19 protein-coding genes and 1 riboswitch are annotated in these 20,982 nt (G+C 53.0%); of the genes, 9 read left to right on the top strand and 10 right to left on the bottom strand.

Features of this window, described 5'->3' with window-relative positions:
- Nucleotides 1–43: 43 nt before the first annotated feature.
- Nucleotides 44–1,453, bottom strand: a complete 1,410-nt coding sequence (gene glnA, locus BLP78_RS07515) for a type I glutamate--ammonia ligase (protein ID WP_090458078.1) — start codon at nucleotides 1,451–1,453, stop codon at nucleotides 44–46.
- A gap of 438 nt (nucleotides 1,454–1,891) precedes the next feature.
- Here glnA and BLP78_RS07520 point away from each other — a divergent pair, with 438 nt between their 5' ends.
- Nucleotides 1,892–2,344: a rhodanese-like domain-containing protein gene (locus BLP78_RS07520; protein ID WP_090458079.1), complete on the top strand. Its 453-nt coding sequence runs from the start codon at nucleotides 1,892–1,894 to the stop codon at nucleotides 2,342–2,344.
- 43 nt (nucleotides 2,345–2,387) lie between these two features.
- Here the strand turns inward: BLP78_RS07520 and BLP78_RS07525 are convergent, their stop codons facing one another.
- On the bottom strand, nucleotides 2,388–3,212 hold the full coding sequence (locus BLP78_RS07525; RefSeq protein WP_025041918.1) for an undecaprenyl-diphosphate phosphatase: 825 nt from the start codon (nucleotides 3,210–3,212) through the stop codon (nucleotides 2,388–2,390).
- A 308-nt stretch (nucleotides 3,213–3,520) separates the two neighbouring features.
- Entirely contained in the window at nucleotides 3,521–5,428 is a 1,908-nt protein-coding gene (gene thiC, locus BLP78_RS07530; RefSeq protein WP_090458081.1) for a phosphomethylpyrimidine synthase ThiC, read from the bottom strand.
- Nucleotides 5,429–5,461: 33 nt separating this feature from the next.
- Nucleotides 5,462–5,565, bottom strand: a riboswitch (TPP riboswitch).
- Nucleotides 5,566–5,604: 39 nt separating this feature from the next.
- Here thiC and BLP78_RS07535 point away from each other — a divergent pair.
- The 4 genes from BLP78_RS07535 (at nucleotide 5,605) to hpnA (ending at nucleotide 11,026) form a co-directional block, all read left to right on the top strand.
- Nucleotides 5,605–6,294, top strand: coding sequence for a protein-L-isoaspartate O-methyltransferase family protein (locus tag BLP78_RS07535; RefSeq protein ID WP_256330160.1), 690 nt, complete (start codon nucleotides 5,605–5,607; stop codon nucleotides 6,292–6,294).
- A 190-nt stretch (nucleotides 6,295–6,484) separates the two neighbouring features.
- Nucleotides 6,485–7,759, top strand: a complete 1,275-nt coding sequence (locus BLP78_RS07540) for a TolC family outer membrane protein (protein WP_090458083.1) — start codon at nucleotides 6,485–6,487, stop codon at nucleotides 7,757–7,759.
- A 408-nt stretch (nucleotides 7,760–8,167) separates the two neighbouring features.
- Nucleotides 8,168–9,814 carry a MutS-related protein gene (locus tag BLP78_RS07545; protein ID WP_090458085.1) on the top strand — a complete coding sequence of 549 codons (1,647 nt, stop codon included), beginning with the start codon at nucleotides 8,168–8,170 and terminating at the stop codon, nucleotides 9,812–9,814.
- 219 nt (nucleotides 9,815–10,033) lie between these two features.
- Nucleotides 10,034–11,026 carry a hopanoid-associated sugar epimerase gene (gene hpnA, locus BLP78_RS07550; protein WP_176752815.1) on the top strand — a complete coding sequence of 331 codons (993 nt, stop codon included), beginning with the start codon at nucleotides 10,034–10,036 and terminating at the stop codon, nucleotides 11,024–11,026.
- A 174-nt stretch (nucleotides 11,027–11,200) separates the two neighbouring features.
- Here the strand turns inward: hpnA and BLP78_RS07560 are convergent, their stop codons facing one another.
- The 7 genes from BLP78_RS07560 to BLP78_RS07590 all read right to left on the bottom strand — a co-directional run bounded on the left by BLP78_RS07560 (nucleotide 11,201) and on the right by BLP78_RS07590 (nucleotide 18,371).
- A complete protein-coding gene (locus BLP78_RS07560) occupies nucleotides 11,201–11,695 on the bottom strand; it encodes a hypothetical protein (RefSeq protein WP_090458088.1) in 495 nt (164 codons plus the stop codon).
- 319 nt (nucleotides 11,696–12,014) lie between these two features.
- Nucleotides 12,015–13,313, bottom strand: coding sequence for a c-type cytochrome (locus BLP78_RS07565; RefSeq protein WP_090458090.1), 1,299 nt, complete (start codon nucleotides 13,311–13,313; stop codon nucleotides 12,015–12,017).
- Entirely contained in the window at nucleotides 13,310–14,044 is a 735-nt protein-coding gene (locus BLP78_RS07570; protein ID WP_256330161.1) for a c-type cytochrome, read from the bottom strand. The genes BLP78_RS07565 and BLP78_RS07570 overlap by 4 nt, the downstream gene beginning before the upstream one ends.
- A gap of 88 nt (nucleotides 14,045–14,132) precedes the next feature.
- The gene (locus BLP78_RS07575; RefSeq protein ID WP_371128866.1) at nucleotides 14,133–14,444 is read right to left on the bottom strand and encodes a metal-sensitive transcriptional regulator; all 312 of its coding nucleotides are present in this window, start codon (nucleotides 14,442–14,444) and stop codon (nucleotides 14,133–14,135) included.
- The gene (locus tag BLP78_RS07580) at nucleotides 14,428–14,637 is read right to left on the bottom strand and encodes a heavy-metal-associated domain-containing protein (protein ID WP_090458091.1); all 210 of its coding nucleotides are present in this window, start codon (nucleotides 14,635–14,637) and stop codon (nucleotides 14,428–14,430) included. Before BLP78_RS07580 ends, BLP78_RS07575 begins: the two co-directional genes overlap by 17 nt.
- A gap of 51 nt (nucleotides 14,638–14,688) precedes the next feature.
- Complete coding sequence (locus BLP78_RS07585) at nucleotides 14,689–17,088, bottom strand: heavy metal translocating P-type ATPase (RefSeq protein ID WP_090458093.1); 2,400 nt, start codon at nucleotides 17,086–17,088, stop codon at nucleotides 14,689–14,691.
- Nucleotides 17,089–17,285: 197 nt separating this feature from the next.
- Nucleotides 17,286–18,371: an urease accessory protein UreH domain-containing protein gene (locus tag BLP78_RS07590; protein ID WP_090458095.1), complete on the bottom strand. Its 1,086-nt coding sequence runs from the start codon at nucleotides 18,369–18,371 to the stop codon at nucleotides 17,286–17,288.
- Between the two features lie 343 nt (nucleotides 18,372–18,714).
- On the opposite strand from BLP78_RS07590, the gene BLP78_RS16245 reads away from it, so the two are divergent.
- The 4 genes from BLP78_RS16245 to BLP78_RS07605 all read left to right on the top strand — a co-directional run bounded on the left by BLP78_RS16245 (nucleotide 18,715) and on the right by BLP78_RS07605 (nucleotide 20,961).
- Nucleotides 18,715–18,951, top strand: coding sequence for a hypothetical protein (locus BLP78_RS16245; protein WP_090458097.1), 237 nt, complete (start codon nucleotides 18,715–18,717; stop codon nucleotides 18,949–18,951).
- Between the two features lie 144 nt (nucleotides 18,952–19,095).
- The gene (locus BLP78_RS16250; RefSeq protein WP_143002913.1) at nucleotides 19,096–19,227 is read left to right on the top strand and encodes a hypothetical protein; all 132 of its coding nucleotides are present in this window, start codon (nucleotides 19,096–19,098) and stop codon (nucleotides 19,225–19,227) included.
- Nucleotides 19,228–19,230: 3 nt separating this feature from the next.
- Nucleotides 19,231–19,401 (top strand): hypothetical protein, encoded by a 171-nt coding sequence (locus BLP78_RS15555; protein ID WP_176752817.1) that lies wholly within the window; start codon nucleotides 19,231–19,233, stop codon nucleotides 19,399–19,401.
- A gap of 474 nt (nucleotides 19,402–19,875) precedes the next feature.
- Entirely contained in the window at nucleotides 19,876–20,961 is a 1,086-nt protein-coding gene (locus BLP78_RS07605; protein WP_090458101.1) for a toll/interleukin-1 receptor domain-containing protein, read from the top strand.
- Nucleotides 20,962–20,982: the final 21 nt, after the last annotated feature.

Consider the following 20,982-nt stretch of genomic DNA (forward strand, 5'->3'; position numbering starts at 1 on the left):
CTGGTTCGGCGGTTGTGGAATCAGGGGCGAACGGGCTTCATCCTCATAAGCTGTAATACATATCAAACTCGACCGGATGGGTGGTCATGCGAAACCGCGTCACTTCTTCCATCTTGAGTTCGATGTAGCCATCTATCATATCATTCGAAAACACGCCACCCCGGGTAAGAAAGTTGCGATCCTTATCCAGGCTATCCAGTGCCTCATCCAGCGAGGCGCAAGGGTTGGGAATCCTGGCGGCTTCCTCGGGTGGAAGGTCATAAAGATTCTTGTCCATGGGGTCACCTGGATGAAGCTTGTTCTGGATACCGTCCAGCCCGGCCATCATCAATGCAGTGAAAGCAAGATAAGGGTTAGCGGTCGGATCGGGAAAACGCACTTCGACGCGCCTTCCTTTGGGGCTGTTGGCGTAGGGAATACGCACTGCGGCGGAACGGTTGCTTACCGAATAAGCAAGGTTGATCGGTGCTTCGAAACCGGGAACCAGGCGCTTGTAGGAATTGGTACCCGGATTGGTAATGGCGTTCAGGGCTTTGGCATGCCTGATAATGCCGCCTATATAATACAACGCCATTTCCGAGAGGCCCGCGTAACCATTTCCGGAAAATAGATTTTGTCCGGCTTTCCAGATCGACTGGTGCACATGCATGCCGGAACCATTGTCGCCGACGATGGGTTTCGGCATGAAAGTCGCCGTTTTTCCGTAAGAGTGCGCGATATTGTGCACGACATATTTGAATACCTGGGTCCAGTCGGCGCGCTTCACCAGGCTGCTGTACTTGGTACCTATTTCACACTGTCCGGCAGTCGCGACTTCATGATGATGTACTTCGACTTCGATACCCAGTTCTTCCAGTGCAAGACACATGGCGGAACGAATATCGTGCAAGGAATCAACCGGAGGAACGGGAAAATATCCCCCTTTTATACCGGGGCGGTGCCCGGTATTGCCCCCTTCGTATTTTACTGCCGAGCTCCAGGCTGCTTCCTCGGATTCGATCTTTACCGAGCAGCCGGACATATCGGCATGCCAGATAACGGAGTCAAAGATGAAGAATTCAGGTTCCGGTCCGAAATAGGCGATGTCGCCGATGCCGGTCGATTTAAGGTAAGCTTCACCGCGTTTCGCCAGCGAGCGGGGGTCGCGGTCATAGCCCTTGCCGTCGGAAGGCTCCACCACATCACAGGTCATGAACATTGTCGCCTCGTCCATGAACGGGTCCATTTTCGCCGTTTCGGGGTCGGGTATCAGCAGCATGTCGGAGGCATGAATGCCTTTCCAGCCGGCAATGGAGGAACCATCGAACGCGTGACCATCCTCCAGCTTGTCCGCATCGATGGCATGGGCGGGAAGCGTTACATGGTGTTCTTTACCGCGGGTATCCGTAAATCTTAAATCAACGAACCTGACTTCATTGTCCTGGATCATTTTCAGAACATCGGGTACCGCCATATTTCTCTCCATGAAGACTGTCTTGAATTAAAGGACATAAGTATAAACCCAGATAATTCATTAGGCGGCTCTGCGAGCCTACGCGAGTGCTGGCGGTCAGTTTGCGGCCATTTTCGCCGCTTGCTCGGCGTCCATAGACCAAGCTATGGACTTCTCTCAACCGGCAAAACTGTCTCGCAACCTGTCTCGCCATCATCTCGCGTCCTAATGGATTATCTAGGTTAAAGGTAACATTATATCAGCAGGAACGTTTCCATTTTTTCAAGATGTCGAGCCGAATCTACCCGGGACCCGATATCTTTGGAAAAGATGCCGGGGAATCGCGGGTGCTGCCGTGGCGCTCGCTATGAAGCCTATCCGATACATAAAGTTTTTAGGTAAACACCCGCTTGAAAATGGATTACCATTGCATTTTAATCCGTTATTCTGGAAAACCATATGGAAACCATCACTGCAATACTGGAGAGGGCGCAACAGCGTGCCAGGGAAATGGATTTGCCGTACGAAGGGGCACTGTTGCCCGGTGAAGCGCTTGATCTGCTGCAGGAAGCGCCCGGAGCAAAATTGGTGGACGTGCGTTCCAGAGCCGAATGGGATTGGGTAGGGAGAATACCGGGTGCGGTTGAAATCGAGTGGCAGTCCTATCCTGGGATGCGGCCCAACTCCAGCTTCATCGACTATCTTTCCAGCCAGGTGGACAAGGAATCGCTGGTGATGTTCATCTGCCGCAGCGGAGGCCGATCACATCAGGCTGCGGCTACCGCCACCGAATCGGGCTATGCAAATTGCTACAATATTCTCGAAGGTTTTGAAGGCGAGAAAGACGCAACCGGCCATCGTGGTACCAAAGGGGGGTGGAAAGCAGCAGGGTTACCTTGGATACAAGGCTGAGCCGACCTCCGCGTCCGGATTCAGGAAGTCGACGGGCTTCAGTTCAAGCCGCTGACCATTTGACCATTCCCGAATAAGCCGTGATTAGCACAATGATCCCGAATCCGATGCGATACCATGCAAATACGGTGAAATCATGGTGACTGATAAAGCGCAATAATCCCCGTACAGCCAATAATGCGCTGATGAAGGAGGCCACGAAGCCGATAAAAAATACGCCGATATCATCGAAATGGAGAATATCGCGATTTTTGAAAATATCGTAGAAGGTGGCCGCGAACATCACGGGTATTGCCAGGAAAAAAGAGAACTCGGTGGCAGCCTTGCGCGATAAGCCGAAAAAGAGTCCGCCAATAATCGTTGCACCTGAGCGCGAGGTGCCTGGTATCAAGGCCAGGCATTGCATTAATCCGACTTTCAGCGCGTGTTTCCAGTCCATATCTTCCACCCGTTCAACTTCCACCACATGTTGCCTGCGCTCGGCCCACAGAATTAGAATTCCGCCGATTATAAATGCCATTGCCACGGGTACTGGATGAAACAGATATTGCTTGATGGTTTTAATGAACAATAAACCCAGAATCGCGGCAGGCAGAAACGCGATGAAAAGATTGAGCACGAAGCGGTTTGCATCCTGACGCGAACCCACATCCGCAACTACGCTACGAATCTTGACGCGGTATTCCCAGCATACCGCCAGAATGGCGCCCAGTTGAATGACAATCGTGAATACCTTTCCCTTATCGTCATTGAAGTCGAGCAGATCAGCCGCCAGGATGAGATGGCCGGTAGAGGAAATCGGGAGAAATTCGGTCAGGCCTTCGATAATGCCGAGGATCAGGGCCTTGAGGAACAGGAACCAGTCCATATGCGATTATCCGGCCAAACGAATTAAGTGCCGGATAAGCACGAGCGGAAGCGGGTAAGTCAAAGTGTTACCAGGCAATGGGTTTTTCCAATGGCGACATATAGGTTGCGATTTATCCGGCTGATTATTTTTTTCGGCATTATCGCATCGAAGCCTGCTTCAGGCTTGAAAATACTTCTTGAAGTTGCCATAGAACCGATCAGCGAATAATTTAGAGAAGACTTTTCATTCCCGTTTCCCGGGAGAGACGAGTGCTTCCTGTTTAACGGTCGGCTCTATGGCAGGATGAGCGCAATGCGCCATCACCATTACAGCTTGTTATAAATCTCCGTCCCTTTTGCCACAAATTCGACCGCTTTTTCTTCCATGCCTTTTTTCAAGGCTTCATTTTCGCCAACACCTTTCTGTGCGGCATAGTCGCGCACATCCTGGGTTATCTTCATCGAGCAGAAGTGGGGGCCGCACATCGAGCAAAAGTGGGCAAGTTTGGCGCCTTCCTGCGGCAGAGTTTCATCATGGAACTGTCTTGCCTTGTCGGGATCGAGGCCAAGATTGAACTGATCATTCCAGCGAAACTCGAAGCGGGCTTTCGAAAGCGCATTATCGCGAATCTGCGCACCGGGATGGCCCTTCGCCAGGTCTGCCGCGTGAGCGGCAATTTTATAAGTGATAATGCCATCTTTTACATCATCCTTATCCGGCAGGCCAAGGTGTTCCTTTGGCGTAACATAACACAGCATTGCCGTACCATACCAGCCGATCATTGCAGCGCCGATGGCGGACGTAATATGATCGTAGCCAGGCGCGATGTCGGTAGTGAGCGGCCCCAACGTATAGAACGGAGCCTCGGCGCAGTATTTCAACTGCATATCCATGTTTTCCTTGATCAAGTGCATGGGAACATGGCCCGGACCTTCGATCATCACTTGCACGTCATGCTTCCATGCGACCTGCGTTAATTCGCCGAGGGTTTTCAGTTCCGCGAACTGGGCTTCATCGTTGGCATCGTGAATCGAACCGGGGCGCAAGCCGTCTCCCAGGGAAAAGCTCACATCATATGCTTTCATGATTTCGCAGATTTCTTCGAAGCGGGTATACAGAAAACTTTCCCTGTGATGCGCGAGACACCACTTGGCCATGATGGAGCCGCCGCGCGAAACGATGCCGGTCAGCCGTTTTGCCGTCATTGGGACATAGGCGAGCAGTACGCCGGCATGGATGGTGAAATAGTCCACGCCCTGCTCAGCCTGTTCGATCAGCGTATCGCGGAAAATTTCCCAGGTGAGATCCTCCGCTTTGCCATCGACTTTTTCCAGCGCCTGGTAAATTGGCACGGTGCCGATGGGAACGGGGCTGTTGCGGATTATCCACTCACGAGTTTCATGAATATTTTTGCCGGTGGAAAGATCCATTACCGTATCTCCGCCCCAGCGGATAGCCCAGGTCATTTTCTCGACTTCTTCCTGGATGCTTGAGCCCAGTGCCGAGTTACCGATGTTCGCATTGATTTTCACCAGAAAATTGCGGCCGATGATCATCGGTTCGGATTCGGAATGGTTGATGTTGGCAGGAATGATGGCGCGACCTCTAGCCACTTCATCGCGTACGAATTCCGGCGTGATATGCTGGGGCAGAAAGGCACCGAAATCCTGCCCGGGATGCTGGCGTGTGAGTAATTCCCGATGTTGATTGCTCAGGTGTTCGCAACGTTGATTTTCACGTATGGCTACATACTCCATTTCCGGCGTAATGATGCCTTGACGCGCATAATGCATTTGCGTGACATTTGCCCCGGCCTTGGCACTGCGGGGCTGGCGCTTCAAGTCAAAGCGCATTTCAGCGAGCTTTGGGTCGGACAGGCGCTGCCTGCCATAAGCGGAAGCGGGGCCGGAGAGAATTTCCGTGTCGCCCCGCTCATCTATCCATTTTTCACGTAAGGGAGCCAGGCCGGAACGGATGTCGATCTTTACCGCCGGATCCGTATATGGGCCAGAAGTGTCGTAAACGTAAATTGCCGGGTTTTGTTCCGCACCCATGCTGGCAGGCGTATCGGATTGGCTGATTTCCCGCATCGGCACCTGAATATCAGGGCGGGAGCCATGTACATAAATTTTTCGGGATTCAGGCAGAGGCTTGACCGCCCCTTCGTCCACATGGGCTGTTTTGCTCGAAAAGGGCAAAGGGATTTGTGCTGCATTTAAAACGGTTGCATTCATAATACGCTCCTTTAGCGCGGTAAAGAAGCGGGATTAGTCACATCCCAGCTTCCCTACGGCGGCATTATCCGTGTCAGGTAGTAAGGGACTGTCTCACCAGTTTCCGGTGTTTCCGGAAAGGACCCCTAGCTGCTGCTGTGAAGCTAATGGAAATGTGGAATAATTGCAAGTCTGGGATGATATTTTATATAAGGCTGGACATGGATCTTGAGCAAAATCGTTTTAACATGATAGAACAGCAAATTCGTACATGGGACGTGCTGGATCAGGAAGTTCTCAAATTATTATTCGAGCTGCGGCGTGAGGAATTCGTCCCTGCGGCTTACCGTTCTCTTGCATTTGTGGATATGGAAATTCCGCTTGGATACGGTGAAGTCATGCTTGCCCCAAAGATGGAAGCGCGGATCTTGCAGGAATTGCAGGTAAAAAAAACCGACAGGATTCTGGAGGTGGGCAGCGGCAGCGGGTATCTGACTGCATTGCTGGCAGCCAAAGGCGGGTCTGTTTGCAGCGTGGAAATCGTGCCGGAACTGAAAGCCATTGCGGAAAAAAATCTCCGGGCGCACGGAATCACCGATGTAATCCTGGAGAATGGAGATGCTGCCCGTGGCTGGCCTCAGCATGGGCTTTACGATGTGATCGTGCTGACGGGGTCGACTCCGGTTCTGCCGGAGGCTTTCCAAAAAAGCCTCAAAACCGGTGGACGTCTGTTCGCGGTGGTAGGCGACGCACCTGTCATGCAAGCCGTGCTCGTCACTTGCGTGGTCCAAAAGGAAAATGCAGGCGTATATAATACAGTCGGCCTGTTTGAAACCTGTATTTCCCCACTCAAGAACGCGATGCAGCCCGAGAGATTTACATTTTGATCTTACGGCCCAATCCCATGAATTACAAGTCCGCCTGGCTGATCTAGCTCAACCGCGTCCAATCGGTCGATAGCTCTTTTTTCGTCCAAGAGTTAGACAATCTGGAATCAAAGTGAAAATTCCGCAATATATTTGTGCGTTATTGATTGCAGGAGCAGCTTTACATACTCCACTCCACGCAGCCGATCTGATGGAAATCTATCGTCAAGCGCTGGAAGAGGACGCGCTATATAGCGCGGCGCGTGCTGCTCACATGGCGGCGCAGGAAAGGCTGCCGCAGGGTCGGGCCGGACTGCTTCCCACCCTCTCGCTTGCGTTCGTGAAGCGGAGACAATTCATAGATATCGGAAGTACCACTACGGCTGCGGCTGTCGGAGCGGTCAGGCCGTCTGAAGTGATCATCGATAACCAGAGTGTGACGATCACGGCAACCCAGCCCATTTATCGCAAGGAAAATTTCGTAATCTATGAACAATCCAAGCTTCAGGTTGCTCAGGCGGACTCGCAGTTCATCATTGCAGCACAGGATCTGATACTCCGGGTAGCCCAGGCGTATTTGGATATCCTCACCGCGCAAGTGAATCTGGAGGTCGCGGAGGCTCAGAAAAAAGCAATTTCGGAGCAATTGGAGCAGGCCAAGCGCAACTTCGAGGTGGGCACGACGACTATCGTCGATACTTACGAAGCCCAGGCCCGTTTCGATCTGACCACATCCCAGGAAATCGCCGCCAAGAACCAGCTGGAAGTGGCGCAACGCACTCTGCAACAGATCATTGGGCATATGCCCGATGAACTCGTACGCCCGAAAGACACTGCTTACGAGTTGCTTAACCTGAAGTACGCAAACATGCAGGATTGGATTACCGTGGCTGAACAGAATAACCTCGCCCTGAAAGTACAGCAATCGGTATACGAAATCGCAAAACAGGATGTGGAACGAGCCAAGGCAGGGCATTATCCCACGCTGGACCTGGTCGCCATATACAGCGACCAGAAAGGTGTCGGCGGTACAATCACCGGCCGGCCAATTAATCTTTCCTCAAAAGAAATAGGGATTCAGGTCAGTTTTCCCATATTTCAGGGTTTCGCGGTGCAATCGCAGGTGCGTGAAGCCCTGGCTATCCAGGAAAGGGTGTTCCAGGAGCTGAACAATACTCGGCGCAACAGCGTGCTGCAAGTGAGCCAGCAGTATCTGAATGTTACCAACGGTATCGCCCAGGTGAAAGCGCTGAAACAGGCGCTGCTATCGAGCAAGAGCCAGCTGGATTCAACCAAGCTCGGGCAGGAGGTCGGCGTTAGAACGGAGGTGGACGTATTAAATGCTCAGCAGCTGTATTATTCGGCCCGCCGGGATCTCGCCCAGGCGCGAAATAACTTTCTCATGTCAAGATTGAGATTGGAGGCCGAGGCAGGAGAGTTGGACGAGGATGACTTGAGGGAGGTAAACCAGGCATTGGTGCAATAACCTCTTCAAACCCCTTTTTAAATGAGGTTTTTTGACTACGGACTCCCTCCCTGCGTTGACGCGCAAGTGGTTGAGTGTTAGATTTTCTCGAAAGGAGAAGTTGCGAGTCGTTTTGACGCATTAATGGCCATTACATTGTGTTGTTCGGGTGCCTGAATCTGCTTTCCGCCAGGAACTGCATTTGCGGTTGAGGCCATCGCAGTACCATGCTTTATCGAGTAAGCTCGCAGCAACGAACGCAGGAAAACTCCAGCTCGAATTCTCCGTAACATATCGTCGACCATTTATTTACCTGGGCATATCGGCCTAATTCAAGCGGAAACGGGCGTGATCTTCCACGGCGCCTGTAGCCGTGCCGTTGTATCTTCAAATCGAATATACGTAGCTTGATGGCTACCGAGGCCAACCATGAATGAGCCAGCCGTATCTGATACATACCGGGGTCAGTCGTCTATTCTTTCGACTGGCGACAGGCCGTCGGGCATTCGAGACAGCCGCCCGACGGAAGCCGTCAAAGGCGTGCTGGACGCAAAAACTTTTAGCGCAATCGAAACGGACCAATTATTTGATTCGCTTAACCATGCCATCACCCATGCCGGGCAGTCGGTACTTTACCGATCCCTGGCCCAGCCAGGGATCGATGCCGAAGTGACGCGGGAAAAACATGAGGCATTGCGCGAGCTGGAATCGGATCCCGGCCTTTGCAACGCTTTGCAGCATTTCGTGGAAACCATGGCGGGGGGAGAGCAATGTCTTCATCAATTGCTCTACGGTACGTTTACCGGCGGGCTCGCCATCGCTAATTCCAGGGCCGGTAAAGATGAAATGGAATTCAGCGGTTACGGTTATCATCAATTCGTCGATGGTACTGCTTTTGTCATCGATATGGTCGAGGCAATGCAAACCCTGCCACAGCCGAAGAGCACATATCTGCAGGGCTTATTCGACGCGATTCGCGATTTTGGAAACACGCGTACTTATTCCCTGATGCACGGACCGGTCTATTCCGTGGACGGGAAGCTCAAGACTAGGGACGAAAAACCACCTTATCTGCCAATCCCGCGCTTTAGACCATCGATGATTAAACCCCTTCCGATGTTCGGGGCATTGGGTGCGATAGGTGCAGCGCTTTATTTCTTTCAGGGCTTGCTGGCCGGCTTCGGCATTTCTTACCTGGGTTACGGAATACTCGTGCTGGCGGTACCGGTGCTGCCGGTCCTCATGATTGCCATTGCCGCGTCCGACCGCGATTCAGTCATATATCCGCTGCGCAAGCTATTCAAGAACAGCCCCGAGTTGGCGCGTCTGCTGGATACGCTGGGAATGATCGATGAGCTTTTGTCATTTCGCCGTTATTCACTCACGTTTGGCGGCAAGATGGTCCTGCCGGAGATATTGGACCGCGAGCGCCATTTCCTGAATGTTGCTCAAGCCAGGAACCCGTTGCTTGCCAAAGCCAATCCCGACTATGTGCCAAACGACATTTTACTGGACGATACCGGGCGGCTACTGGTGATCACGGGGCCAAATAGCGGCGGCAAGACCGCTTACTGTAAAACAGTGGTTCAGATTCAGCTACTGGGGCAGATCGGTTGTTACATTCCCGCAACCGCGGCACAACTGGTTCTGGCGGAACGTATTTTTTATCAGGTGCCGGATCCGGGACATCTGGACGAAGGTATAGGACGCTTTGGCCATGAACTGAAGCGAACGCGCGAGATTTTCTTCAGCGCTACGGCTGGCAGCCTCGTCGTGCTTGATGAGTTGTCGGAGGGGACGACGTTCGAAGAGAAAATGGAGCTTTCCGAGTATGTCCTCGCAGGCTTTTACAAGCTTGGAGCAAGCACACTGCTTGTTACGCATAACCACGAGTTATGCGAACGCCTGCAGGAAAGGGGAATGGGCCGTTACCTTCAGGGCGAGTTTCTTCCTGAAGGGCCCACCTATCGTTTAATTCCAGGTGTGTCCACGGTAAGCCATGCCGACCGTGTGGCCGCTGCCCTGGGTTTCAGCAAGGAAGACGTGGAGAAATACCTTACGACACGGCGTGTGTGAGCGCAAGGCAGAGGACTGTTTTTGTATTGGATGTATTGATGCAGATAGGTGAGTGTGCTTTGATCTTTTCATTTCGTTGCGTTATCTATTATTGAATTACACCCTCAATCGTCCGGTCTGAAATCGGCCTGGGGTGTAAAAGCTGTGGAGTACCGCAACAATGCAGTTTCGAACGTCGCTTATAAATTTTGAGTCCACCGAGCTGACCGGAGGTCAGCCATGCTGAAGTCCTTGGTTACAGGTGCGAATGGATTCGTCGGTTCGGCAGTCGCGCGCTGTTTGCTTAACGCAGGTCACGAGGTGCGGTGCCTGGTCAGGCCGGGGAGTGACCGCAGAAATCTTTATCAACTACCTGTTGAGATCTCGGAAGGAGATCTGCGCTCTGCTCCATCACTGAAACGTGCGGTCGCGGGTTGCGATAATTTATTTCATGTTGCCGCCGATTATCGGCTCTGGGTGCCGAATCCTGAAACCATGTATGACATCAACGTAAAGGGGACTCAGGCGCTGATCCTGGCTGCCGCGGAAGCGGGAATGAGACGCATGGTATATACCAGCAGCGTGGCGACGCTGGGAACGACCCAGGACGGCGTCCCTGCAAATGAAGACACACCCTCGAGTCTCCTGGCCATGAATGGGCACTACAAGCGATCCAAATTCATGGCGGAACAAGTCGTTCAGCGGATGGCCGATGAGCATAAGCTGCATTTGCTGATAGTGAATCCGTCTACGCCGATGGGGCCGCGCGACATAAGGCCGACGCCGACGGGGCGTATAGTCGTTGACACTTTGCGCGGCCGCATGCCGGCCTATGTGAATACCGGCTTGAACGTCGCGCATTCCGATGACATTGCCCGGGGCCACCTGCTGGCCTACGCGCATGGAAAACCAGGAGAGCGTTATATCCTGGGGGGCGAAAACATGACATTGCTGCAGATATTGCAGGCAATAGACACGATTGGCGGTAAGCGGAAAAAGCGGGTCAGCCTTCCCGTCAGGATGATTCTCCCCGCTGCCTGGTTAATGGAAAAAATGGCAATGGTCACGAATGTCGAGCCGCGCGTGACAGTGGACAGCGTGCGGATGGCCAAACAAAAGATGTTTTACTCCAGCGACAAGGCCATACGTGAATTGGGTTACCAGTACCGGCCAGCGACGGAAGCGCTTGAAGATGCGATGAACTGGTTTCTGGCCAATGGTTATTGCGGGTAGATTTTTTTGGGCACTGCAGGCTTTCACAGTGAACTCCACGGTGCAAACCGGCCGAATAATGCATAATCATTATCTTCCGATCCAAAACACTCATGGCTCGGTAGCCGCCGAACCCTCGTTATTTGCAGAGATGCCGCCATCCATGAGCAGCACTCTGCAGTTGTAAAGGTAGGTTCAAAATGCGCTGGCGCTGGCGCCTTGCCTATCTGCGACAGGTTTGCCATTGTGGACTTTCGTGATAGTTTTATTTTTGAGCTTGAGTGGGGTGAAGCGGGCGGCGGTTACCTCTTGTTCCGGTAGCTCAACGAATACGGTTACCACCGATTCTGGTGAAACGACGAAGTCTCCCGTTCCTTTAAGTAAATTATTACCCGCCGGTTCCAGTTTGACCGAGATCTTGTTCTTGGCCTTGCCGGTTTGAACGGTTGCCTTGCCTGTACCGCCCTCGGTGCTGAGATTACGGTCGGCATGATCCATTACATAGAGTACGATTTCCTTATCCTTGGCGACAAGCTCCAGATGATACGGTCCGGCCATGCGCGTTTGCCCACCGTGAGCCGACTCTTTGGAATCGAAATATTCTTCGGTATGGGCTCCGGCAGGTAAGGCAATAGCAAAGGTAAAAGCAAAAGCAGATCCAAACAGAATGGTGGATATGAACTTATTCATCTTGATTCTCCTCGATAATTGAAATAAGTCGTTAACCCGGATAATCCATTAGGACGCGAGATGATGGCGAGGCAGGTTGCGAGACAGTTTTGCCGGTTGGGAGAAGTCCATAGCTTAGCCTATGGACGCCGAGCAAGCGGCAAAAATGGCCGCAAACTGACCGCCAGCACTCGCGTAGGCTCGCAGAGCCGTCTAATGGATTATCCGGGTTTAATGCCCATCACTGATGCTCCGTAGTACCAACGCGTAGTGCCGACGCATTACGGATAATAAAGGCTGCTGGCACAATCGCTGCTGGCACAATCTTTCATTGCGATATTCATTGCGCACCCTTCCTGCTCCGATCAACCTGAGCCGCCGTAACCAGGGTGCCCCGATTACCCCATGCATTGCGGATATAAGACAAGACCAGCGCAATCTCATCATCGCGAAGGATCTGCGCAAACGGTGGCATGCCATAAGGTCGTGGATTGCTTGCGATGACCGGTGCGTAGCCACCATTGAGAATACTGCGGATTGCATTGATCGGGGAGGCCAGTGTGACGCCGCGGTTGCCTGCCAGCGCCGGATAAGCGCCGGGTGCGCCTTGCCCCAGATTTCCATGACAATCCTGACAGTGCGTCTCGTAGATCTCGCCGCCTTGGCGGAGCAGTCTGTCGACTTCTTCCGTCAGCGCAGGGGCTATCCCTCTGGAGCGTGGATCGGTTTCAGGCAGTGACTTCAGGTAGGTAGCCATGGCATAGGCATCCTCCTTCGTCAGATATTGAAGACTTTGACTGACGACATCCGCCATCGGTCCTGTTGTGATTGCGCGGCTTGACAAGCCTGTCCGGAGTAATTGGACAATGTCCTCGACCGGCCAGTCGGAAGTGCTGGCCTCCTGCAGGGATGTCAGAGAGGGAGCGTACCAGTTCGAGCCCATGAGTTGTCCTCCCCCGAATAGTTCACCCTGGCTTGCGCCGAACGGGTTTCGGGCGGTATGGCAAGCGTTGCAGTGGCCGAGTCCTTGCACCAGATAGGCGCCCCGGTTCCATTCATCGCTCTTTACCTCATCAGCCCGATAAACGCCTTGCTCGAAGTAAAGGGCGCGCCAGATATAGATGAGCGGACGGAGGTTGAAAGGAAAATGGATCTGGTTCGGCCGATTGCGCTGCTGAGCAGGGGGAAGTGATTGAAGATAGGCGAAGATTGCATCGGAATCCTCGCGCGTGATCTTCGTATATTCCGTATAGGGAAAGGCGGGGTATAAAGGGCTGCCGTTGCGTGCCTTGCCATCGTGCAGTGCCCGCCAGAAGTCCTCCTCATTCCAGAGTCCAATACCGGTTTCCGGATCTGGAGTAATATTAGGCGTGATGAATGTCCCGATAGACGTGTCGAGGATGTGTCCCCCCGCGTAGGGTCGCCCACCCTGTGTCGTGTGGCAACCCATGCAATTGCCGGCCTGCGCCAGATAGGCGCCTCGTGCCTGCAGTTGCTGTTGTGCTTGCCGGGTAATGCCATCTGTCTTTGCCGACGGTGTTTCTACGCCTGCAGGAACAGATGAGGAGCTTGCCGGTACCATGAAAATGCCGAGGCCTGTCAGCCCGGCAAGCACAGCAGCCGAAAGAATACGTTTCATTGCAACCCTCCGGACGGGAGGACGATGCTGCTGCAGCGCATAGCCAGTTTACTGTGGAGAGCTGCCGCCGGGCTTGCCGCGTGCGTTGAGAGGGCTTCGGAAACCGGTTGCGCGGCCAGCCATGCCGCAATGGCGCTCGCCTCGCTGGTCGTGAGCTGTTTTGCGATTTCGGACATGCAATCGGGAGTTTCTCCGCGCATTGCTCCGCCATTCTGCCAGTTACCGAACTGGGCGATGATATAGACCCGCGGCAGACCCAGCAGGCCGGGAATAAAAGGCTCCGTTCCCATCAGATCTTTGCCGTGACATTCAACACATGCGGGAATTTTACGGCTGGGGTCGCCCTGAGTAATAAGTCTGCGGGCAAGCTCAACTTCGGCAGGCGACGACTTTAGCGGCTCGGGTGCGGGAAAAGCCTGTTTCAACGAAGCGAAATAGGCCGCCATATCGCGCAGGTATTGATCGGGCAAACCTTCAAGCAGCAACGCCATGGGCCGATAGTGGCGCCGTTCGTCACGGAAATTGCGCAGCTGATTGAACAGGTAGCCCTCCGGTTTGCCGGCAATACGCGGATAGTATGCGTCTCTCCCCTGTTTGTCCTCTTTGCCATGACAGGCAGTGCAGGCCTTTACCCGTTCCGCCATCGTGTCGGGCACGTCAACCGGGGAAATCCCGGTGGCGATAGCATGGTCGGCAAAAAACAAAAAAGCGATCAGGACAACTCGTATCATTGTGTTCTCTACCCGTTCGTTTAGTTCGCTTAGTTCGTTTAGCCGGATGCACAGTAAGATCAACCAAAATCCCGCAGCTTTGCTGCCCCTACCGTGCAAATTTTCGCACTACCGCCATCAGCTCATCAATTGCCTCATCGCCCTGGCCTGATTTGATGGCGCCTTGCATGCATCCATGGGTATGGTTCTCCAATAACAGCATGGCCACGGCATCAAGTGCCGATTGCAGCGCAGAGACCTGGTTCAGGATGTCCACGCAATAACGATCTTCCGATATCATTTTGTTGACGCCCCGTACCTGCCCCTCGATGCGGTTGAGCCGCTTTATCAGCGCTTCCTTATCCGGTTGCACCACCGTCTGCGGTGCATGGCACGGCTTCTTGCTAGTTGACGACTTCAAAACCGGCACCCGCGATAGCGTCCTTGAGCTGGCTGGATTGAGTAGTGGCGGCGTCGTACTGGATAGTCACCTGTTTCTGTTCGAGAGAAACATCCGCACTGCCCACACCAGGAATTTTTTCCAGCACGCTCTTCACGCTATTGACGCAGCCCATGCAGGTCATTCCCTTGATTTTTATGACTTCCGTTTGCATTTTCGTACTCCTTCCGATTAAGTGAATGCGTTAAGTGAATCGATCAGCTGCTCAAGCGCCGGCTCGCCACCGTTTCAACAACAGCGAATTGCCTACCACCGATACCGAGCTCATTGCCATCGCCGCACCTGCGACCACGGGATTAAGCAATCCTATCGCCGCCAGCGGTATCCCCAGCACGTTATAGATGAAGGCGAAGAACAGATTCTGGCGGATTTTCCCCAGCGTTGCGCGCGAAAGCGAGATGGCGTCGGCCACACTCATCAGGTCATTGCGCATGAGTGTGATGTCGGCAGCCTCGATCGCTACGTCGGAACCCGCTCCGATAGCGAAGCTCACGTCGGCCGCGGCCAGCGCCGGTGCATCATTGATGCCATCGCCCACCATGCCGGTAAATCTACCGCTCGCCTTCATTCTGCCCACTTCGGCAGCTTTATCCTGAGGCAGCACCTCGGCACGGTAAGCGGCAATGCCCGCCTGTCTGGCAATGGCGGCTGCGGTGGCGGAATTGTCGCCAGTGAGCATCACGACTTCGATACCCATCGACTGCAGCCGCGCTACCGCTTGTGCCGAAGTACGCCTCAGCCGGTCAGCGATGGCGAGGTAGCCGAGAACTTCAGGCGCCGCGTTATTTGCAGCGGTCATCATGACCAGGCCCACGACGGTTTTACCCTCTGCCTGAAGAATGGCTATCGAATTTTCGTCGGACAGCGCACCATGTTCGTGCAGAAATCGGGGCGAGCCGAGAAGATACTCGATGCCATCGATGCAGCCAGTGATACCGCTGCCGGTGACGGCGCTGAAATTGCTCACTGCCTGCGGTTGGATACCCATGCGGCGGGCATGCTCTATCACGGCTTTTGCCAGAGGGTGCTCCGAGCCCTGCTCCAGTGTTGCGGCGGTTTGCATCAAATCGTGTTCCGCAACCGTTCCTGTCGTAACAATATCGGTCACTGCGGGCGCACCCTCGGTGAGCGTTCCGGTCTTATCCACAATGAGAACCTGAATTTTTTCGGCCTGTTCCAGCGCAGCGGCATTTTTTACCAGCACGCCGGCTTGCGCTCCGCGTCCCGCACCCACCATGATTGCGGTTGGCGTAGCCAACCCCAATGCGCAGGGGCAGGCAATAACCAGCACCGCTACAGCGTTAATGAGAGCCGGCACAAAATCTGCGGCCAGCCACCAGGTGAGTACCAGGGTCAGCACGCTGAGTGTGACTACCACCGGCACAAACACGCCTGAAATCGTATCGGCCAATCGCTGGATAGGCGCCTTGGAACCCTGCGCTTCCTCAACGAGACGGATAATGGCCGCAAGTTGGGTATGAGCGCCGACACCGGTTGCGCGGCATTTAAGCAACCCCTGCTGATTCATGGTAGCCGCGTATACTTTCGCGCCCGCCTGTTTTGTAACGGGCAGGCTTTCGCCGGTCAACATCGCCTCGTTCACGCTGGAAGCGCCTTCAATGACGATGCCATCCACCGGCATATTCTCGCCGGGGCGAACGATAAACACTTCTCCCTGCTTGAGGCTGCTGGCGTCCACTTCCATGATCTCGCCGTTGCGCTCCACTCGGGCAATCTTGGGCTGCAGCCTGATAAGTTCCTCAATAGCCGCCGAAGTCTTGCCCTTGGCGCGGGCTTCCATCAGTTTACCCAATAGAACCAACGTGATGATGACCGCGCTTGCCTCGAAATAGACGTGCTGATCCAGGCTCAGCACCACTACCACTACGCTGAAAAAGTATGCTGCGCTGGTACCCAGCGCGATCAGCACATCCATGTTGGCTCCGCCGCCGCGTAACGCATTCCATGCCGCAGTATAGAAGCGCTTGCCCACCCAGAACTGTACCGGCGTTGCCAGCAGCCATTGCAGCCAGCGCGGCAGTTCGGCACCGCTTCCCCAGAGCATGGGCGCCATCTGCAGCAATAGCGGCAGGCTGAGCGCAGCTGCAATCCAGAACACGCGAAGTTCCGCGTTGTAAGCGGCAAGCCTGCGTGCTTTCTCCTCGGTGCGACTGGTATCGCTGATTTCGCTGGCGCCATAGCCCGCCCGGGCAACCGCGGCGATCAAGTCATCCACCGCGGTCGCGCCAGGGCTGAAGCTGGCGTGGGCAATCTCTGTAGCGAGATTGACGGTAGCGGTGACACCCGGCAGTTTATTCAGCGCTTTTTCGATACGGCCGCTGCACGCGGCGCAAGTCATTCCCGTGATTTGCAGTTGCACCGATTGTGGAACCACGTGAAACCCGGCTTTCTCGATCGAGCGGACCAGATCTTCAGGCTGGGTCGTGGCGGCGTCAAACTCAACCCGCGCTTTCTCGTTGGCAAAATTGACCGCAGCACGTACGCCCGGGAGCTTATTGAGGTTTTTTTCAATACGGGCCGCACAGGCGGTGCAGGTCATGCCTTCGATCGGCAATTCTATTTGCTTAAGCGCAAGAGAGTGCATGGATACCTCGCATCGCAAGATTTAACCTAAATCCGGTAGTTGGACGGGGTGAAGTGCAATTCACCCCGTAGCGCCCTCGCCCGGAAGGTGAGCGTCAAATAATATGAAATATTGTTATTAATCATAGCATTGATCTATTAAATGAGCGGTCAACTACCGGATTTAGGTTCATTGATAAACTCGGCAAATGGATGCGTTCAACGCTGCTTGAGCGCATCGCTCGGCTCGAGGTGATTATCTGCGGGCTTTACCTGCTGCCAGCGGGACGAAAGCGAGTTAAAGTCATAGCCGGACCCCGTCAGCTTGAGTCCTCGATCCGCCATCATCAGACCCATGGCGATAACCAGAATTGCGGAAGCAAGCACCAACTGGCGCATGATGCTGCGGGACACGCTGCTGGCCATCAGGCCGAAGCTCAGGAGCGGCAACAGCGTACCCAGACCGAAGAAGAGCAGCATGGTAGCGCCTTCCTGGGGACTGCCAGTACCCGCTGCCATGATGTACATGGCCTGCAGAGGACCGCAACCCAGCATGAATCCATTCAACAGCCCGATGACGAGAGGGCTGCGATGGCCTCGTAGTTCATTCGCGACGCCTTTGGTCAAGAAATGAGGTAAACGCAAGGTGAAACCGCGCAGCACCGGAAACACATCCAGCATTTTCAGACCATAGATGATGACAAAGAGGCTGGCCGCAATATTGATGATGCCCCGCATGTAAGGGGTGAAGGTCACGACCGAGCCCAGCAAGCCTAACGTGCCGCCAATGGCCGCGTAAGAGGCTGTCTTGCCGGTTGCGTACATCAAGTGGCGCATTGCGGTGGAAGCTGCGGATTGAGGACCACCTGCGGTTGCGTAGCCGACCACGAAGCCGCCGCACATGCCAATGCAATGGAAACCCGTAAAAAACCCGATGGAAAATAACATGGCATGCCCGAGATTGGGGTTCATCTCCCCCACCAACCCCGGCATCATGCTTTTGCCCCAGAAGGTAACCCCGCCGACTATCAGCAGGAAGAACAGGAAAATGAGTCCATTTCGCAGATGCTGGCCTGAAGCGTCGGGGAAGGCGCTTTCAAACCCATAACCTTTTTCTTCGATTGCCTTGCGAATATCGGTTTCCTTGATGTGCTTGCCGTCGAACTCGATATCGACAGTCTGCTTTACGTAATCCGCTTTTACCTTCTCCACGCCAGGAAGATGATTCACAGCATGCTCAATGGTTTCTTCGCAACCCGTGCAATGCATGCCTTTGACTTTCAGATGAGAGGCTTTATTCGTCATCGTCGCACTTCTGAGTTTTCAGACGTCCATAACGCAATTTCGCCGCGCTTGCCCTATCCAATACATGGCTTGTTTCTACTTGTCGGCTTCAATTACTTCATATGATTTCCCACCGTCGCTGCGGGAAATCCAGCGCCAATTAAGCAGTCCATGGCAAAATAATATACCCTGATGGGGTATATTGTCAATACCCTGTTAGGGTATGCTCGACAGGCGTAAAAAAGTGCGCGCCCATCCTGTTGATGGTGGGCAAGGATGGCGGGTTGTCTTCCGATGAAGAACAAGTGCAGGTGAATTACCGGCTCCGGGGGATCGCGTTACTATCAAACGAGGCAGATAAAAAATGCGGATACTTTTTATCCTATTCTTAAGCGCAACCTCGGGCGCTTGCGCAGGCAATCTACTCGTGAGAAAGGACCAGAGCTATTCCTTTCATAACGAGAAAATAGCAACGGATGCGGTTGGTCAACTGATGAAGCTTTATCCACCAGCGAAGACGCAGTTCAATGTCATTGAATCCGCACTAGCGGATTTTGGTGCACTCTGGTGGAAAAGCTGCGCGCAGAAGGGTAGGCGGTAGTCGAATTCAAGCTCAGGACAACAGGCATTGGCGCTATTTTTGAGAACGACAGTTTTGGCTCGGCCTATCCGCCAAAGCCTGCTGCCCAGACGGCCGAAATGCCCAGGATACCTACTGGCATTCGCCGGAATCGAGCTTCTCTATATGCTTGTTCATTCCAGTGCAGCGGACTTCTCGCGCATCACGCTTAAAGTCGGCGATTACCTGTTGACACGTGCGTACCTGACTAATAACGGCAGCATCGCTCCTGTTGGGGCATTGGTCTTCGAGGAGTAGAAGATGAGTAATCCCATGTCAACGGCAGCATCACCAAGGCAAATGCCGCGAGGCGGTGCGCACCGGGTGAATAACGTGCCGATCCATCTGATTGCCGCAGTCATTGCCATCTTCCCTAGCATCATGGGGTTGGTTGCCATGAATCGTGCTGGCCGAAACAAGGTTACACGTTAGTCTGTCAAGCGTAGCAGGCATAATACCCTGCTTGCCAAGGCGTTGGCAGAGAATCGGCCGGACGGCATTATTACAGCCTCTGCTTCGTATTCCAAGTCGGAGGAGCAGATAATGACGGCGGAGTGATGAGCTGGTTCATGAATATCTCCAGCATATTCCCTGTATGTGATAGAGGACGTTATCACATACAGGAAGGACTATGAAAAGAAGCGTGATGAACAAGTGTCCAAATTTCAAGAAAGTAAACAGTTTATATGGTTGACTATCTTTCTTATCCAACAGTACAACGATGATTATTGGATTGGATATCGATACGGTAAAATTAGAAAATAAATTAGGAAATAAATTAGGAAATGAACCGATAGATATCCTGCTGAAATTGTCTACAAATCCCGGGCGAATGACTCGTCTCGGTTTAAAGGTAAGTAGATTATTCTCAAGCAGTAATGCGATAAACCTAAATGACCCTATCACATGAGTAAGCAAGAATTTAACTTCGAACTCCCCAAAAAAATTGAGCGCTATCTGGCGGCATTGTCGAAATTTTATGCACAAAATGGAAAACGGCAGTTTCAGGAAATCATCGTCAATGCACAGATACGAATTCATGAGAGATGGACCGAGGATAGTGATAATTGGAATGGAAATACCTACGGACATGCACTTTATCTAATTATCCCAGAGCAACTGTTCTTGAGTTACGTTGAGAAAAAAAGCGACATTCAAGACCAAATTACAGCAGACCTTAATAAGCTCCATAACGTCCATAGTGAGTTTATTGCAAGGGCTTTCCTCGAAATGGAGGACGCTGCGAATCAAGAATGGCGTAATGAATCGGGATTACTCATAGATGGAAAACGGCAGGCCCCTCCTGACGCGACCAAGCGTATCTGGGGGGATGCCAGCTTCCGTTTATTCTTAAGCCACAAAACAGAGGTAAAAAAAGAAACTACCACCGTAAAAGATGGACTCCGGTTGTTTGGCATATCCTGCTTTGTGGCCCACAATGATATCCATCCCACAAAGGCATGGCAGGAAGAAATCGAGAACGCTCTTGCCAGCATGGATGGGTTCGTCGCACTCATGACTGAGGGTTTCCACGACAGCGTTTGGACAGACCAAGAAGTCGGTTATGCAGTTGCTAGAGGAGTACCGATTATTCCGGTGAGATTAGGCAAAGATCCTTATGGATTCATTGGGAAGTTTCAAGCACTTTCCAGCACATGGCCAGCAGTTGTGGTAGATCTTATGAAGATCCTAATCAAGAACGGCCAAGCCCTCAATGCTTATATAAACGCGCTCCACAACTGCCCGAGTTGGAATGCTGGAAATGTATTAGCAGAAATTTTACCGAGTATTGAAAAACTGTCTTCATCGCAAATCGATGCACTAATTGCTACGTACAACGAAACCAGCGAGTTACGAGGCAGCTTTGGCTTCAACGGTACCAAACCATATTCATATGGGCTTGGGTTGACACCACATCTTAATCGGCTTGGCAATCGACAATTTGAGGGTCCAAGCTTGTCAACTGATTGGCTTATTAAACCGATTACATGAAGCTTAACAAATCATAAACTG

It is taken from the genome of Nitrosospira sp. Nsp1, assembly GCF_900100985.1.
Lineage (GTDB): Bacteria > Pseudomonadota > Gammaproteobacteria > Burkholderiales > Nitrosomonadaceae > Nitrosospira.

Bases quoted from the DNA above. Each gene is read 5' to 3' on its own strand.
- BLP78_RS07560 (WP_090458088.1), bottom strand. From the start codon at position 11,695: ATGAATAAGTTCATATCCACCATTCTGTTTGGATCTGCTTTTGCTTTT.
- BLP78_RS07605 (WP_090458101.1), top strand. From the start codon at position 19,876: ATGAGTAAGCAAGAATTTAACTTCGAACTCCCCAAAAAAATTGAGCGC.
- thiC (WP_090458081.1), bottom strand. From the start codon at position 5,428: ATGAATGCAACCGTTTTAAATGCAGCACAAATCCCTTTGCCCTTTTCG.
- BLP78_RS16245 (WP_090458097.1), top strand. From the start codon at position 18,715: ATGCGGATACTTTTTATCCTATTCTTAAGCGCAACCTCGGGCGCTTGC.
- BLP78_RS07590 (WP_090458095.1), bottom strand. From the start codon at position 18,371: ATGACGAATAAAGCCTCTCATCTGAAAGTCAAAGGCATGCATTGCACG.
- BLP78_RS07585 (WP_090458093.1), bottom strand. From the start codon at position 17,088: ATGCACTCTCTTGCGCTTAAGCAAATAGAATTGCCGATCGAAGGCATG.
- BLP78_RS15555 (WP_176752817.1), top strand. From the start codon at position 19,231: ATGAGTAATCCCATGTCAACGGCAGCATCACCAAGGCAAATGCCGCGA.
- BLP78_RS07535 (WP_256330160.1), top strand. From the start codon at position 5,605: ATGATATTTTATATAAGGCTGGACATGGATCTTGAGCAAAATCGTTTT.
- BLP78_RS07580 (WP_090458091.1), bottom strand. From the start codon at position 14,637: ATGCAAACGGAAGTCATAAAAATCAAGGGAATGACCTGCATGGGCTGC.
- BLP78_RS07520 (WP_090458079.1), top strand. From the start codon at position 1,892: ATGGAAACCATCACTGCAATACTGGAGAGGGCGCAACAGCGTGCCAGG.
- BLP78_RS07570 (WP_256330161.1), bottom strand. From the start codon at position 14,044: ATGATACGAGTTGTCCTGATCGCTTTTTTGTTTTTTGCCGACCATGCT.
- BLP78_RS07565 (WP_090458090.1), bottom strand. From the start codon at position 13,313: ATGAAACGTATTCTTTCGGCTGCTGTGCTTGCCGGGCTGACAGGCCTC.
- BLP78_RS07540 (WP_090458083.1), top strand. From the start codon at position 6,485: ATGGAAATCTATCGTCAAGCGCTGGAAGAGGACGCGCTATATAGCGCG.
- BLP78_RS07525 (WP_025041918.1), bottom strand. From the start codon at position 3,212: ATGGACTGGTTCCTGTTCCTCAAGGCCCTGATCCTCGGCATTATCGAA.
- BLP78_RS16250 (WP_143002913.1), top strand. From the start codon at position 19,096: ATGCTTGTTCATTCCAGTGCAGCGGACTTCTCGCGCATCACGCTTAAA.
- hpnA (WP_176752815.1), top strand. From the start codon at position 10,034: ATGCTGAAGTCCTTGGTTACAGGTGCGAATGGATTCGTCGGTTCGGCA.
- BLP78_RS07545 (WP_090458085.1), top strand. From the start codon at position 8,168: ATGAATGAGCCAGCCGTATCTGATACATACCGGGGTCAGTCGTCTATT.
- glnA (WP_090458078.1), bottom strand. From the start codon at position 1,453: ATGGCGGTACCCGATGTTCTGAAAATGATCCAGGACAATGAAGTCAGG.